General features: G+C 32.5%; 20 protein-coding genes and 1 riboswitch. Of the genes, 11 read left to right on the forward strand and 9 right to left on the reverse strand.

Annotated elements, in window-relative coordinates; genetic code table 11:
- Positions 1 to 83: 83 nt before the first annotated feature.
- Positions 84 to 812, reverse strand: a complete 729-nt coding sequence (locus JVV30_RS02060; RefSeq protein ID WP_070855153.1) for a hypothetical protein — start codon at positions 810 to 812, stop codon at positions 84 to 86.
- Positions 813 to 981: 169 nt separating this feature from the next.
- Between JVV30_RS02060 and JVV30_RS02065 the strand changes: the two genes are divergently transcribed.
- Positions 982 to 1,218: a hypothetical protein gene (locus tag JVV30_RS02065; protein WP_070855152.1), complete on the forward strand. Its 237-nt coding sequence runs from the start codon at positions 982 to 984 to the stop codon at positions 1,216 to 1,218.
- 117 nt (positions 1,219 to 1,335) lie between these two features.
- On the opposite strand, the gene lnsA is transcribed toward JVV30_RS02065, so the two are convergent.
- The 3 genes from lnsA to tsaA all read right to left on the reverse strand — a co-directional run bounded on the left by lnsA (position 1,336) and on the right by tsaA (position 2,502).
- Complete coding sequence (lnsA, locus tag JVV30_RS02070) at positions 1,336 to 1,917, reverse strand: lipoprotein N-acylation protein LnsA (protein ID WP_053029870.1); 582 nt, start codon at positions 1,915 to 1,917, stop codon at positions 1,336 to 1,338.
- Between the two features lie 115 nt (positions 1,918 to 2,032).
- Positions 2,033 to 2,221 (reverse strand): type II toxin-antitoxin system toxin TsaT, encoded by a 189-nt coding sequence (tsaT, locus tag JVV30_RS02075; protein WP_070855151.1) that lies wholly within the window; start codon positions 2,219 to 2,221, stop codon positions 2,033 to 2,035.
- A 23-nt stretch (positions 2,222 to 2,244) separates the two neighbouring features.
- Entirely contained in the window at positions 2,245 to 2,502 is a 258-nt protein-coding gene (gene tsaA / locus JVV30_RS02080) for a type II toxin-antitoxin system antitoxin TsaA (RefSeq protein WP_053029868.1), read from the reverse strand.
- 550 nt (positions 2,503 to 3,052) lie between these two features.
- Between tsaA and JVV30_RS02085 the strand changes: the two genes are divergently transcribed.
- A complete protein-coding gene (locus JVV30_RS02085; RefSeq protein ID WP_053029867.1) occupies positions 3,053 to 3,256 on the forward strand; it encodes a sterile alpha motif-like domain-containing protein in 204 nt (67 codons plus the stop codon).
- On the opposite strand, the gene JVV30_RS02090 is transcribed toward JVV30_RS02085, so the two are convergent.
- The gene (locus JVV30_RS02090) at positions 3,248 to 3,490 is read right to left on the reverse strand and encodes a hypothetical protein (RefSeq protein ID WP_053029866.1); all 243 of its coding nucleotides are present in this window, start codon (positions 3,488 to 3,490) and stop codon (positions 3,248 to 3,250) included. The two genes, JVV30_RS02085 and JVV30_RS02090, sit on opposite strands and share 9 nt — an antisense overlap.
- 226 nt (positions 3,491 to 3,716) lie before the next feature.
- Here JVV30_RS02090 and JVV30_RS02095 point away from each other — a divergent pair, with 226 nt between their 5' ends.
- Positions 3,717 to 4,325 carry a histidine phosphatase family protein gene (locus JVV30_RS02095; protein WP_070855150.1) on the forward strand — a complete coding sequence of 203 codons (609 nt, stop codon included), beginning with the start codon at positions 3,717 to 3,719 and terminating at the stop codon, positions 4,323 to 4,325.
- Positions 4,326 to 4,538: 213 nt separating this feature from the next.
- Here the strand turns inward: JVV30_RS02095 and JVV30_RS02100 are convergent, their stop codons facing one another.
- The 3 genes from JVV30_RS02100 to JVV30_RS02110 form a co-directional block, all read right to left on the reverse strand.
- Positions 4,539 to 5,156 carry a LysE/ArgO family amino acid transporter gene (locus JVV30_RS02100; protein WP_204193243.1) on the reverse strand — a complete coding sequence of 206 codons (618 nt, stop codon included), beginning with the start codon at positions 5,154 to 5,156 and terminating at the stop codon, positions 4,539 to 4,541.
- Between the two features lie 120 nt (positions 5,157 to 5,276).
- Positions 5,277 to 5,768, reverse strand: a complete 492-nt coding sequence (locus JVV30_RS02105) for a GNAT family N-acetyltransferase (RefSeq protein ID WP_070855148.1) — start codon at positions 5,766 to 5,768, stop codon at positions 5,277 to 5,279.
- A gap of 525 nt (positions 5,769 to 6,293) precedes the next feature.
- On the reverse strand, positions 6,294 to 6,716 hold the full coding sequence (locus JVV30_RS02110; RefSeq protein WP_053029860.1) for an organic hydroperoxide resistance protein: 423 nt from the start codon (positions 6,714 to 6,716) through the stop codon (positions 6,294 to 6,296).
- Between the two features lie 163 nt (positions 6,717 to 6,879).
- Between JVV30_RS02110 and aroD the strand changes: the two genes are divergently transcribed.
- Both aroD and JVV30_RS02120 read left to right on the forward strand, forming a co-directional pair.
- Complete coding sequence (gene aroD, locus JVV30_RS02115; RefSeq protein WP_070855147.1) at positions 6,880 to 7,617, forward strand: type I 3-dehydroquinate dehydratase; 738 nt, start codon at positions 6,880 to 6,882, stop codon at positions 7,615 to 7,617.
- A 70-nt stretch (positions 7,618 to 7,687) separates the two neighbouring features.
- The gene (locus tag JVV30_RS02120) at positions 7,688 to 8,227 is read left to right on the forward strand and encodes a nitroreductase family protein (RefSeq protein ID WP_204193244.1); all 540 of its coding nucleotides are present in this window, start codon (positions 7,688 to 7,690) and stop codon (positions 8,225 to 8,227) included.
- A gap of 320 nt (positions 8,228 to 8,547) precedes the next feature.
- On the opposite strand, the gene JVV30_RS02125 is transcribed toward JVV30_RS02120, so the two are convergent.
- On the reverse strand, positions 8,548 to 8,871 hold the full coding sequence (locus tag JVV30_RS02125) for a thioredoxin family protein (protein ID WP_070855145.1): 324 nt from the start codon (positions 8,869 to 8,871) through the stop codon (positions 8,548 to 8,550).
- A 141-nt stretch (positions 8,872 to 9,012) separates the two neighbouring features.
- Here JVV30_RS02125 and JVV30_RS02130 point away from each other — a divergent pair, with 141 nt between their 5' ends.
- The 6 genes from JVV30_RS02130 to JVV30_RS02155 all read left to right on the forward strand — a co-directional run bounded on the left by JVV30_RS02130 (position 9,013) and on the right by JVV30_RS02155 (position 12,690).
- Entirely contained in the window at positions 9,013 to 9,366 is a 354-nt protein-coding gene (locus JVV30_RS02130) for an arsenate reductase family protein (RefSeq protein WP_053029856.1), read from the forward strand.
- A gap of 114 nt (positions 9,367 to 9,480) precedes the next feature.
- The gene (gene gcvH, locus JVV30_RS02135; RefSeq protein ID WP_053029855.1) at positions 9,481 to 9,861 is read left to right on the forward strand and encodes a glycine cleavage system protein GcvH; all 381 of its coding nucleotides are present in this window, start codon (positions 9,481 to 9,483) and stop codon (positions 9,859 to 9,861) included.
- Between the two features lie 190 nt (positions 9,862 to 10,051).
- Positions 10,052 to 10,438, forward strand: coding sequence for a toprim domain-containing protein (locus JVV30_RS02140; RefSeq protein WP_053029854.1), 387 nt, complete (start codon positions 10,052 to 10,054; stop codon positions 10,436 to 10,438).
- Positions 10,431 to 10,727, forward strand: a complete 297-nt coding sequence (locus JVV30_RS02145; RefSeq protein WP_070855144.1) for a thioredoxin family protein — start codon at positions 10,431 to 10,433, stop codon at positions 10,725 to 10,727. Before JVV30_RS02140 ends, JVV30_RS02145 begins: the two co-directional genes overlap by 8 nt.
- Before the next feature lie 57 nt (positions 10,728 to 10,784).
- A riboswitch (SAM riboswitch) is annotated at positions 10,785 to 10,890 on the forward strand.
- Between the two features lie 86 nt (positions 10,891 to 10,976).
- Positions 10,977 to 12,002: an ATP-binding cassette domain-containing protein gene (locus JVV30_RS02150; protein ID WP_204193247.1), complete on the forward strand. Its 1,026-nt coding sequence runs from the start codon at positions 10,977 to 10,979 to the stop codon at positions 12,000 to 12,002.
- The gene (locus JVV30_RS02155) at positions 11,995 to 12,690 is read left to right on the forward strand and encodes a methionine ABC transporter permease (protein WP_070855142.1); all 696 of its coding nucleotides are present in this window, start codon (positions 11,995 to 11,997) and stop codon (positions 12,688 to 12,690) included. The genes JVV30_RS02150 and JVV30_RS02155 overlap by 8 nt, the downstream gene beginning before the upstream one ends.
- Positions 12,691 to 12,700 lie beyond the last annotated feature (10 nt).

Consider the following 12,700-nt stretch of genomic DNA (forward strand, 5'->3'; position numbering starts at 1 on the left):
AATTTGCAAAATAGCTTCATTATATTATTTTTGTCCCAGCCTCATGTTAGCTACTCTCTATGTCTATTCAACTCAATTTTTTACTAATTACGCTTGTACTTATCATATTTACCGTTAGCTATATCTTGTTCGCGTTGTTGAATTGTTTCATATACTTCATCAGCATCATCACCATCATAATAACCTTCTTCAATGGCGTGTTTTGTTTGAAGTTCTCCTGAAGATAAGCCACCGTTATATTTCTTTCTCAAAGCATCAACATACTCATCCTCATTAGTGGCAGCATTGATTTCTGCATTAGGATCATCAATATCATCTGTCTCAGAAGTTTGGTTTGATTGATCATAAATTGATTTTTCTTGTCCACGTTCAACGCGTAATGAGCTTTCGTATGCAGCGCTTGCAGGGCCTTCCATCACATTCCCTTGAGGAATGACGCCATTAGCTACTGCGCTATTGTATGCAGCAATTTTTTCTATTTCAGTATAGTTATTACTATAAATCACTGTTTCTAATGTTGCTCGATCAGTTATATTTTGAACATCAATTTGCTTAGTGTCTTGGGACACTGAGTCTTGTTTGTTAGACGAGTGGTCGTTATTACTTTGTTGCGTGGATGGATGATCACTTTGCGTATCTTTGTTTGATGATTTAGCACTAGACTGTTGATTGACTTTCTCTTTATCATTATCTTTGTTATCTTGAGATGTTGTCTTAGACTTAGAATGATCGTTTTCCTTGTCTTGGTTTGAAAAGCTACAGCCAGCTAATAGAACTAGGCTTAATAATAATGTAAATAAAACTTTTTTCAATATAGTCACTCCTAAATTTAATATATTATTATTTTATAATGAAATAGATATTGAATGTTTTTATTTTTTGAAAATATTTTCAAAAACAAATTTACATAAAACATACAGTAACTTCATTAATATTTTACAAAATAATGGTAAATATGAAGTGAATAGGATGTGAGATAACATGAATAAAAAATTATTAAAAAGGTACTTTGATAACAATGATTTTAAAGCCATTGCGATTGTGGTAGGTACTAAAAAAATGGTGATGGAAAATGATATTCATTTAGATTATGAAAATGAAATTATTATCTATCCGCTAAAAAATTGTACACGTATTATCCCGTTTAGTTCTATTTCGTATATTGATTTATTAGAAGAAAACGAGCATTTCATTAATTATTTCAAAGAAACAGTATAATCAAAAAAGCCTGAGACAACAATCGATGTCTCAGGCTACAACTATATATTGGCAGTAGTACAATGAAATAAAATTTGAAAAAATCTTATTTCTGTCACACACCCTTGCGATATCTATTTAGTATTGTTTAACTAATTGGAGTTGGTAATCATCAGTGAAGTTGTCGACTAGGGCATAAGGGGAAATGATAAGTAATCCATGTTCATTAATAGCATTTTTACTTACACCATATTTGTACGCCTGATAAATAATTTTAGTGCAGTATGTAAATCTTTCGCTCTTAAGATTTAAAGTGACTAAATAGGTTTTATCTGTATCTTTATAGTGTGTTTCAGCCCATTTGGCAGCTTTCTCTCCAGCACCTGGCATAGTACAACGATAAATTTTAATCCAATCATCCTTTCCTTCACCAAATCGTTGTTTGAAAGAATGAAAGGATTCAGTAATGGGTTCATCACCTGGACCTTCTATTTGTAAAACAGTATCATGATCTAATGCAATGCTTGAATGTCCAAAGAACCCAAATAAAACTGGGCCCTTAGTAAGTATGATATCACCTGGCTGTAAATCAAAATCATCTTCGGTTGGAGAGAGTACTTTTGTATCATCTGTATGCGCGATTGCATGCGTCGAATAAGGTAGAAAAGTAATTAATATTACTAATTGTATTTTTATAAATGAAGAAATTAGACATTTCATTTTTGTACTCCTTAGTAATTATTAAGCATTTATGAATATTGCATATAGATAACAATAAAAAAGGGCGTGCGACAATGAATGTAATAAGATTCCTGTCACACTCCCAAATTCACCGCTATAATATACCGAATATGAATACATAGATTAATAATGCAAATCCGAAAATATAAAATATGACGGTAAAGCCTAAGTATGATTCTTTGCGTTCTTCTCTTTTAGATTTAAGTAATAAGCCCAATATAATTGAGGCTGCTACTACGAAAATGATCCCGAGCCATAATAATATGGTTAAATGCAAACTCATGTGTAAGCCTCCTAAATATTAATTTAAAAAAATGTATATACCATAGGATAAATGTAGTATAGAAGCATAACAATATTAATTAGAAAAATCACTTCGCTAACTATGTTCTTACAAATAAGGGCAGTACTCAAACTTAATATAATGGTAATGCCACTAACCGTAAGTCCTGGAACTAGCCAAAAGAAATCATCTAAATCTGGATTATAGGTGACAACGATATTAAAGCCCAGAAATAAAAGTGTCATAAAAATATTTATCCAAAAAATTTTATTATTATTCATGGGTGTCACCTCTTTATAATTCGTTAAACTTACTAACATCATATCATTTATTTTATACCGGTAACACGAGTTAATCAAAGTAATTAAATGTTTTTATCTTAATATTGAAATTTGGTGAAAATTTAGTTGCTTATATTTGGAAAGTAAGCAATAATGAATATCAAACTAATATGACAACATTTTTAAATACAAAAAGCCAACCGCTATAAAGCAACGGTTGACATCATATCTCTTATTAAATTAAAAATTGAGTTGAATAGTTATTTTCAAATTCATATATGCTGCACAATTAAATAAACGTACCTCGAATGATTCACTTAATTGTAACAATTACAACAAGAAACCATTAAATAAATGATAAATTTAGTGATTATTTATTGGGTTAATGATTTAATAATCTTTAACAGTATATTAAATGTAAGACATTATATACTACAAATAAGCAAAATAAATGCTAATTACATATTAAAGTTGAGTTATATTATATGTTTAGACAAAATTAATAATGAAATATTCAAAGAAAGCATAATTAGACTGAGGAGGGGGAACTATGACATTTTATGATTTTGTAATTGGGTTTATTAATGATGATACGCCTCTTGGAAGTTTAGCTCAGTATATCGAGAATGACGGTGAGTTTCCGAAACATGAACGAAATAATCAAGTAATTAGAGCGTATGTTATGTCAAACTACGTCGATCACCAACTTATTGAAAGTACAAATAGAGCAATAAGTTTATATAAATTAATTTGAGTGAGCGTAATACCAATTTTGCGTGTTTAACGCATTCCACACATCTTTAGTTTTAAAGTTAATTTCATTATTTTTTATTGAAAAAGGTTCAATAATATTTCTGTCCATCCAAGAATTAATTAATTCTTGGGGAACACCATCTAATAGCATGTCAGTTTTGCTTATGATTAAACATTCCCAATCTAACGAGAGCTTATTTGGATTAACATAATTATATTCATTATGATTGCTCATCAATGACACTCCTTTTAGAATTGTGAATCTTATAATAATTAATACCCATCATGACGGGATTCAAACCACTTTATAAATTTTTTCAATGTTCTTGTTTTTGAAAATTAAAAAATTAATGTATACTATTACTCGAAAATTCAATTGTGCTTAAGCATTGTTAGTAATTAGTAACACTTTCGATAAAAGTGAATGATTAGAAGCAAAATTTAAGTTTGAGGTGTATATAATGGTAAAAACTCTCTATTTAATGAGACATGGACAAACAATGTTTAATCTAAGAGGCAAGGTGCAAGGGGCAAGTGACTCTCCTCTAACAAACTTAGGCATCGCTCAAGCTAAACAAGCAGGTCAATATTTTGAGGCACATCAAATTACATTTGGAAATTTATATTCATCAAGTTCGGAACGTGCATGTGATACGTTAGAATGTGTTGTACCTGATCAAGACTATAAGCGTCTAAAGGGACTTAAAGAATGGCATTTTGGGATTTTAGAAGGGGAAAGTAATGATTTACTAAATTCGAATTATGATGTCGAAGATGCATTTGGAGACCGTTTGGTTGTGTTTGACGGAGAATCTAAGGAAGAAGTTGAAGCGCGTTTTATCGGCACGTTAACCGAAATTATGCGTACCACAGACAGTGATACTAATTTAGTTGTCAGTCATGGAACGACACTTGATGTTTTTTTAAGAAAAGTTATTGGAGATACAGCAGCAACGCAATACTTTATTGGAAATTGTCATATTTTAAAATTTACATATGACAATAACGTATTTCAATTTATAGAAAAAATTGATCCAGAAAATGGAGATATTTCTAAACATGAAAATTAAATGGGTTCATGAAGGGAGTGGGACAGAAATCTTTTTAAATTCGTCGTCCCACCCCCGCAAGGATGACTAGAACTGAAAAAAGCTTGATTTAAGCGTATTTTCAGTTCAGTCAGCTACTGCGAATTTGCAAAATAGCATTATTATATTATTTATGTCCCAGCCTCTTTTTGTGCTATTTAGAATGAGTCCTTAGCGCATATACAACAACACTTTTTAAAATAATAAATGGAACATTTTTTGAAGTATCATTAATGCAACGATAACAATGATAATGCTTGATATTTTATTTAATATTATCAATAATCGACCGGACTTATCAAAGTGACCCACACTGCGTCCGGCAATTGCTAAAAAGATAAACCACAACCGTGAAATACTAATCGTCGCTATAGTAAATGCTATCTTTTCAGAACCGGCGTAGGCAGAAGCACTTGTACCAATTACTCCAATTGTATCCATAATTGCATGTGGATTAAGGAGTGAAACAGAGAGAGCGAAGCTAATTTGCTTAGCAGGTGAGATTCCCCTCTGATCATCTAATTGCGTACTTTGTTCATGCCACAATGACCATGCCATATATAGTAGAAACACTAATCCAATGATGTATACTACAATTTGGAGCAATGGAAATGACATAAGGATTAAAGATACACCTATGACAGCTAATACTATGAGTAAAGAATCACATAGTCCAGCGGTAATTACAGCAGGCAGTGCATGCCGAAATTTCGTTTGATTAGCACCTTGGTTAAAGACAAATATATTTTGGGCACCTAAAGGTAGTATTAAGCCTATTGCCAATAAGAGCCCGTGTATAACAGCTTGTATCATTTTATACCCCACATAGAAGCGATTTTGAATTAACAAATTCTGAAAATTTAGAATATAAAACCCATTATAAAGGTCATATATGAAATGTCTAGAAAAATGTTAAGCAATTATGAAAAAGGGTTAGACAATATCATACAATAACCAATGTACATCAAAATATTCATCACCAATTTTTGAAGATTTCGCTTCAAGTCCTAACGTTTCAAATCCTAAAGTTGAGAAAAAGATTTTACCGGTAATGTTATTAGACGTCACACATGTCATTAGTTTTTCGATATTACGAGATTTGGCATGATCTAAAGCAGCTTTCATTAAATCTTGAAGTGTTGTTTCATCCTTCTTATCAAGAAAGAATAAATTCTCTAGCATGGCTTTATGGGAAGTTCCAACTTGTTTTAACTGACGTAATGTCACACATGCAACAAGTTTATCATCCTTGAAAGCACCGATTATATTACAAAATGCTTCATCATCAGAAAGTATTTGATTCAGGTCATCATTAGAGATATTCTCGAGGTATACTTTATCCCATGAATACGTGTGGGAATTACTTGATAATAATTGAGTATAATATGCTAAGTCATTTTGTTTTAGTATACGAATCGTTGTCATTATGTCCTCCTATACCTATCATAGATTACAGTTCTATAATCGCAAAATTTGTATGATTAATAGGGCAAGCTCAAAAAAATTGATGTAAAAACAATTTTATTATAAACTATTTGAGATTTAATATGTATAAATGTTTTATAAAGTTATTTATTTACTGTATTTATAGAATAACTTAAATCTGAAAATTTCACAAAAAAAGAAGACACAAAAATTCTAGAAAAAATTTTTGTGTCTAAAGGTAAGGGAGTGGGACAGAATTCTTTTGAATTCGTCGTCCCACTCCCAACTTGCTTTGCTTGTAGAATTTCTTAGTGAAATTCTCTTTGTTGGGGCCCCGACTCCCAACTTGCTTTGCTTGTAGAATTTCTTAGTGAAATTCTCTTTGTTGGGGCCCCGCCCGCAAGGATGACTAGAACTGAGAAAAGCTTGATTTAAGCGCCTTCTCAGTTCAGTCAGCTACTGCGAATTTGCTAATTAGCGTGATTATATTATTTATGTCCCAGACTGTATTTATTTAAAACGCAGTTATTCTACAACTTCCACATTTAAGTCAACGTCGATATTACCACGTGTTGCTTTAGAATATGGACAGAATTCATGTGCATCTTGTAAATATTTTTCAGCGTCTTCTTGAGACAATACATTTTTTACTTTAGCATCGATTGCTACACTTAGTTTTGGACTTTCTGCATCAGGATCATCTTCAAGGCGTACAGTTAAAGTTACTTCTGGCTCAGCGCCACGCACTTTATTTTGTTTTAAGATAAGGTCAAAAGCACCATTAAAGCATGAAGCGTAACCAGCTGCAAATAATTGTTCAGGGTTAGTTGCTTTTCCGTCCGCTTGTTGTGGTGGTAATACATCTACATTTATTGCATTATCGTCAGTGTTTACATGTCCTTTACGTCCACCAACGTTTGTTGCTTTTGTTTCATATTGAACTGCCATTATTATTACCTCCTAAATTCGTATACAATCATTATCTACCCATTTATAAAATATTAAATCATTAAATAGTAAATTAATCGATAAAGTAAGTAACTTGAGGTTGGAGATAGACTGACAATAGTTTAAAATAAATGCAAGTTTAATTTAGGAAGAAGGAAACTTTATGACTAACGTTGAAGTGGCTGCAACAGTAGCTCCGAATCAATTATTGGATACAGCAACACTAGATGATATTCAGGCCTTTAATGAAGATATGGATATACTAGAATTACGAATTGATCAATGGAAACAACAACATCTTGAGTTACTTGAATCCAATCTCAAGCGTCTACAAGATATGAATTTGAGCGTTAAAGTTCTAGTAACATATCGTACGCTGTCACAAGGTGGCCAAGGTGAAATGTCGTATGAAAGCTATATGGCTTTATTGAATAACATTATCAAAGATTATCATTGCCATATGATTGATATTGAATGGGATATTGAATGGGATAGTGATTGTGATGTCAGTGCATACCGAGATTTAGTCAATTTAGCACATCAAAACAATAAACAAGTTGTCATTTCATATCACAATTTTGAAGAAACGCCTGAAACAGATATATTAAAATTTACTTATTATAAAATGAATCAATTAAATCCTGATTATGTCAAAATCGCTGTGATGCCTCATGGCAAAGAAGATGTGGTTACGTTACTTGAAGCAATGGCAGCAAGTGCAGATACATTAGATGCGAAAGTGATTGGTATTTCAATGTCTAGTACTGGTTTAGTGAGTAGAACTGCGCAAGGTGTATTTGGCGGTACAGTATCATATGGATGTTTAGGTGAACCTCAAGCGCCAGGACAAATACATATCAATCGTTTAAAACAGCAATTACTATTTTATGAGAATCATTAATAGACATTTGAAATTAAGTGGTAAAGGCTTTATAATTGAGAAGAATTATCAATAATAAGGGGCGATAATTGTGGAACTACAAGAAGCAATTGCTTCAAGAAGAAGTATTAAGAAATTTAAACATGATATGACTATAGATGACAATAAGCTTTATCAAGCGATTGAGAAAGCAGCAGATGCTCCAAACCATGGAATGCGAGAACCATGGAGAATTATCCATATAGCTAAGGATAGATTAGGGGAGATGAGTAGAGATGTTACGCATTTTGCTTTTCCAAATGACCCTGATAAACAAGAAGACCACTACCAGAATGTGACTAATTTGGGTGGCATGTTAGTACTCGTGCTTAAAACAGATCCAAGACAACGACAAAATCGCGAAAACTTCTTTGCGATGGGTGCGTATGCTCAAAATTTAATGCTACTATTGCATGAACAAGGTATTGGTACATGTTGGAAGACACCACCTTATATTTTTGAAACTAAAGTTCGAAAAGTATTTGGTGTACAAGGAGACGAAATTATTGCAGGTTTCCTATATTTAACAGATTTAGAAGAAGTGCCACCAAAAGCACCACGTAAAAATAAACATTTAATTTCTAAGTATTAGAATGAACGGGGAGAGTGGACTGAAATAAAATAAATTCGTTGTTTCTCTTCATTAAAGAGAATTTCTTGATAAAATTCTCTTTACTTAGGCCCGGCGACAATCATGACTAGGTTTGAAAGAAATTGATTTAAGCGCATTTTCAAACCAGTGAGTTATTGCTAAAACGATAAGTAGGCTGAGACATTTTATATTGTCCCAGCCTACTTATTTGAGTTAGAAGCTGACCAATTTGACAAGGTCTGAAAGACAAGCTTATCTCAATTTCAGTCAACTACGCCGTAATATAACGACCCAATGTTTAAATTATTTTTTGCTACGTCCTATTTATTAAACGTTTCATCTAAAAATGATTCTACTTGTTCAGGTGATTTAGCATTTGCAGAATGTAAATGTGCGCGTTTATTACCATTTTCAAATACTAATAAACTAGGAATACCCATTACATCATTTTCTGCAGCTACATCTTCAAGTTCATCACGATTTACAGTGTACCATTCGTAATCGTTATACTTTTCAACGATTGGATCAATCCACATATCCATCGCTTTACAATCAGGACACCAACCGGCTTCAAATTTAACGATAACGGGTTTATCACTTTCGATTGTTGATTTAAACGCATCAGTTGTAGTAATACTTTGCATAATAAACGCTCCTTTTAATAAATACTAAATGTATTATAACGAATAATTTACTTTAAATGAAAAATTAAGCTTAAAATATAGAGCGTTTACATAGATTATCTGATATATTTAAAATAAGACGAAATAGGAGGTTACATCTGAATGATTAAATTTTATCAATATTCAAATTGCACAACTTGTAAAAAAGCAGCAAAATTTTTAGATGCGCATGGCGTAAGTTATGAGCCGATTGACATTGTACAACACACACCAACTAAAAAAGAGTTTGAAGATATTATCGATAAAACAGGTGTAGAAGTTAATAAACTATTTAATACGCATGGTGCAAAATATAGAGAATTAGGTTTAAAAGATAAATTAAAAGATTTATCTACTGATGAAAAATTAAATCTATTAGCTTCAGATGGCATGTTAGTTAAACGACCACTAGCTATTTCTGGAGAAAACATCACATTAGGATTTAAAGAAGATCAATACAAAGAAATTTGGTTATAGTTTAAAATTACAAATTTTATTTATATAAATTATTGTAACTTTTACTTTAATAGTTGAATGAAACCTTACTGTATGGCATCATTAAATTGTAATTAATTTTAGGAGGGGATTCTCGTGGCAGTACCGAGCGAATTAAAATATTCAAAAGAACATGAATGGGTAAAAGTTGAAGGCAACACAGTAACAATTGGTATCACTGAATACGCACAAGGCGAATTAGGTGACATTGTATTTGTTGAATTACCAGAAGTTGATGATGAAATCAACGAAGGGGATACTTTTGGTAGCGTAGAATCAGTTAAAACTGTTTCTGAATTATATGCGCCAGTATCTGGTAAAGTTGTAGAATCAAATGAAGAATTAGAAGATAGTCCTGAGTTTGTTAACGAATCACCATATGAGAAAGCATGGATGGTTAAAGTTGAACTTAGCGATGAAAGTCAATTAGATGAATTATTATCAGCTGATCAATACAAAGAAATGATTGGTGAATAATTAATTTAAACTCCTTGATTGCGATCATGGAGTTTTTATTTTGTCTTTTTATCTATAAAGTAATCATCTCAGTTTGGTAGGGTGTCTTTAATTGCGTACATTGTTAAGTAATTGTAAATGATGTTTAAGGTATTCGCGTTCTGTGAAGAAGTAACTGATTGTTTATTATCGACTTAGAAGGTGGATTAACATGGCAATTTTAAATAAAGTTATTATTGTTGAAGGCAAATCTGATAAGAAGAGAGTACAACAAGTCATCGCTGAACCTATCAATATTATTTGTACGCATGGTACAATGAGTATTGATAAATTAGATGACATGATTGAAACATTATATGACAAGCAAGTCTTTGTGCTAGCAGATTCAGATGACGAAGGTGAAAAGATAAGAAAATGGTTTAAACGTCATCTTAGTGAATGTGAACACATTTATGTTGATAAAACATATTGTGAAGTTGCTAGATGTCCCAAGAACTATCTTGCGCATGTATTGAGTAAACATGGCTTTACAGTACGTAAAGAAAAACGTCTAATTCCCAATTTAACGACTGAAAGGTTAGTAATCATGCATGAGTAAATCTGTAGAAATTGAAGATATTAGTGAGAATTTTAATAAAGATAAACACCTCATTTTCGGATACACACCGATGTGTGGTACTTGTAAAATGTCTGAGCGCATGCTCGATATTGCGAATGAAATACTACATTTACCCGTTAAAAAAATCGATTTGAATTACCATCCTAAATATAGTGAACGTAACAAAATTATGTCAGTACCTGTTCTAATTGTTATGAATAAGGATATAGAGATAGATAGAATTTATGCATTTCAATCTGTACCTTATTTGTTAGAAAAATTAAAATAATTGTTGACGAAATTATAGTGCAATGGTAGGATATAAATTAATTAAATAGTGCGAAAACTCTTATCAAGAGAGGTGGAGGGATGTGCCCTATGAAGCCCGGCAACCGTCTATTATTAGAAATGGTGCCAATTCACATAAAGTTAATTACTTTAGAAGATGAGAGAAAGATGAATCAATGCTTTCTCAACTTAATCTAAAGTGAGAAAGCATTTTTTTAATTACATAATGAATTTTAAGGAGGCACTAAACGTGATTAAGTTAAATCAAGTTGTTAAACGCTATCACACAAAAGATAAGGATGTACTAGCAGTTGATCACGTTAACTTAAATATAGAAACGGGCTCTATTTTTGGAGTTATCGGATTCTCTGGTGCTGGTAAAAGTACGTTAATTAGAATGTTCAATAATCTAGAAGCGCCTACATCTGGCGATATTATTATAGATGGCGATAATATTAACAAACTTTCAAAAGCAGAATTAAGAAAAAAACGTCAAAAAGTAAGTATGGTATTCCAACACTTTAACTTATTATGGTCAAGAACGGTACTTCGCAATATTATGTTCCCGTTAGAAATTGCAGGATACTCTAAAGGTAAAGCAATTGAAAGAGCACGAGAATTAATTGATCTTGTTGGTTTGAAGGGACGAGAAAATGCTTATCCTTCTGAATTGTCAGGTGGTCAGAAACAAAGAGTCGGCATCGCACGAGCTCTGGCAAACGAACCAGATGTTCTATTATGTGACGAAGCTACTAGTGCATTAGACCCACAAACAACAGATGAAATATTAGACTTACTGTTAAAGATTAAAGCGCGCGAAAATCTTACAATTGTGATCATCACACATGAAATGCACGTTATCAGACGTGTTTGTGATGAAGTAGCAGTCATGGAAAGCGGACGTGTGATAGAGCAAGGTAAAGTAACGCAAGTATTTGAAAATCCACAACACGAAGTGACTAAACGCTTCGTGAAAGATGATTTAGATGATGATTTTGAAGAATCTATCCAACATCTTGAACCGTTAGATTCAGATGCTTATATCGTTAGACTTAATTTCAATGGTGATAATACGACAGAACCCGTTGTTTCGTACATAAGTAAAACACATAACATTGATATCAATATTCTTGAGGCAAATATCAAAAACACACGTGGCGGTGCAGTAGGTTTCTTAGTGGTTCACATACCACATATTGCTGAAACAGAATTTGAGACATTTAAAGATGATTTACATCAGCAACATGTAAATGTGGAGGTGGTTAAGCATGGATAAATCATACGGTGATATTTTCAAAGAGATGATTACAATGCCTAACGTCCAGTGGCCAGAAGTATGGGAAGCCATTTATGAAACGCTTTATATGACTATTGTTTCGACGATTTTCGCATTTATTTTTGGTTTGATTTTAGGTGTACTTTTATTCCTATCAGCCAAGAGTAATTCGAAAGGTGCTAGAGTCTTTTATAGTATCGTTTCATTTATAGTTAACCTGTTCCGAGCAATTCCATTTATCATCTTAATCTTGTTATTAATTCCATTTACAAGTGTCTTACTCGGAACAATAAGTGGTCCAACGGGTGCTTTACCAGCATTAGTCATCGGCGCAGCGCCATTCTATGCAAGATTAGTTGAAATTGCTTTTAAAGAGATAGATAAAGGTGTTATAGAAGCGGCTTGGTCAATGGGAGCAAGTACTTGGACGGTTGTTCGTAAAGTACTATTACCAGAAGCAATGCCAGCACTCGTTTCAGGTATTACCGTAACAGCGATCGCATTAGTTGGATCTACTGCAATTGCAGGTGTTATTGGTGCAGGTGGTTTAGGTAACTTAGCTTACTTAACAGGATTCACGCGTAACCAAAATGATGTCATTTTAGTTTCAACTGTATTTATTTTAATTATCGTATTTATAATCCAATTTATTGGGGATTGGATTACAAATAAAATTGACAAACGCTAAAAGAAAAGAG

This window comes from Staphylococcus sp. GDY8P47P (assembly GCF_016892225.1).
In the GTDB taxonomy this organism is placed as follows: domain Bacteria; phylum Bacillota; class Bacilli; order Staphylococcales; family Staphylococcaceae; genus Staphylococcus; species Staphylococcus borealis.

Coding starts and splice junctions, on each gene's coding strand:
- JVV30_RS02065 (WP_070855152.1), top strand. CDS start 982: ATGAATAAAAAATTATTAAAAAGGTACTTTGATAACAATGATTTTAAA.
- lnsA (WP_053029870.1), bottom strand. CDS start 1,917: ATGAAATGTCTAATTTCTTCATTTATAAAAATACAATTAGTAATATTA.
- tsaT (WP_070855151.1), bottom strand. CDS start 2,221: ATGAGTTTGCATTTAACCATATTATTATGGCTCGGGATCATTTTCGTA.
- tsaA (WP_053029868.1), bottom strand. CDS start 2,502: ATGAATAATAATAAAATTTTTTGGATAAATATTTTTATGACACTTTTA.
- JVV30_RS02085 (WP_053029867.1), top strand. CDS start 3,053: ATGACATTTTATGATTTTGTAATTGGGTTTATTAATGATGATACGCCT.
- JVV30_RS02090 (WP_053029866.1), bottom strand. CDS start 3,490: ATGAGCAATCATAATGAATATAATTATGTTAATCCAAATAAGCTCTCG.
- JVV30_RS02095 (WP_070855150.1), top strand. CDS start 3,717: ATGGTAAAAACTCTCTATTTAATGAGACATGGACAAACAATGTTTAAT.
- JVV30_RS02100 (WP_204193243.1), bottom strand. CDS start 5,156: ATGATACAAGCTGTTATACACGGGCTCTTATTGGCAATAGGCTTAATA.
- JVV30_RS02105 (WP_070855148.1), bottom strand. CDS start 5,768: ATGACAACGATTCGTATACTAAAACAAAATGACTTAGCATATTATACT.
- JVV30_RS02110 (WP_053029860.1), bottom strand. CDS start 6,716: ATGGCAGTTCAATATGAAACAAAAGCAACAAACGTTGGTGGACGTAAA.
- aroD (WP_070855147.1), top strand. CDS start 6,880: ATGACTAACGTTGAAGTGGCTGCAACAGTAGCTCCGAATCAATTATTG.
- JVV30_RS02125 (WP_070855145.1), bottom strand. CDS start 8,871: ATGCAAAGTATTACTACAACTGATGCGTTTAAATCAACAATCGAAAGT.
- JVV30_RS02130 (WP_053029856.1), top strand. CDS start 9,013: ATGATTAAATTTTATCAATATTCAAATTGCACAACTTGTAAAAAAGCA.
- JVV30_RS02140 (WP_053029854.1), top strand. CDS start 10,052: ATGGCAATTTTAAATAAAGTTATTATTGTTGAAGGCAAATCTGATAAG.
- JVV30_RS02145 (WP_070855144.1), top strand. CDS start 10,431: ATGAGTAAATCTGTAGAAATTGAAGATATTAGTGAGAATTTTAATAAA.
- JVV30_RS02155 (WP_070855142.1), top strand. CDS start 11,995: ATGGATAAATCATACGGTGATATTTTCAAAGAGATGATTACAATGCCT.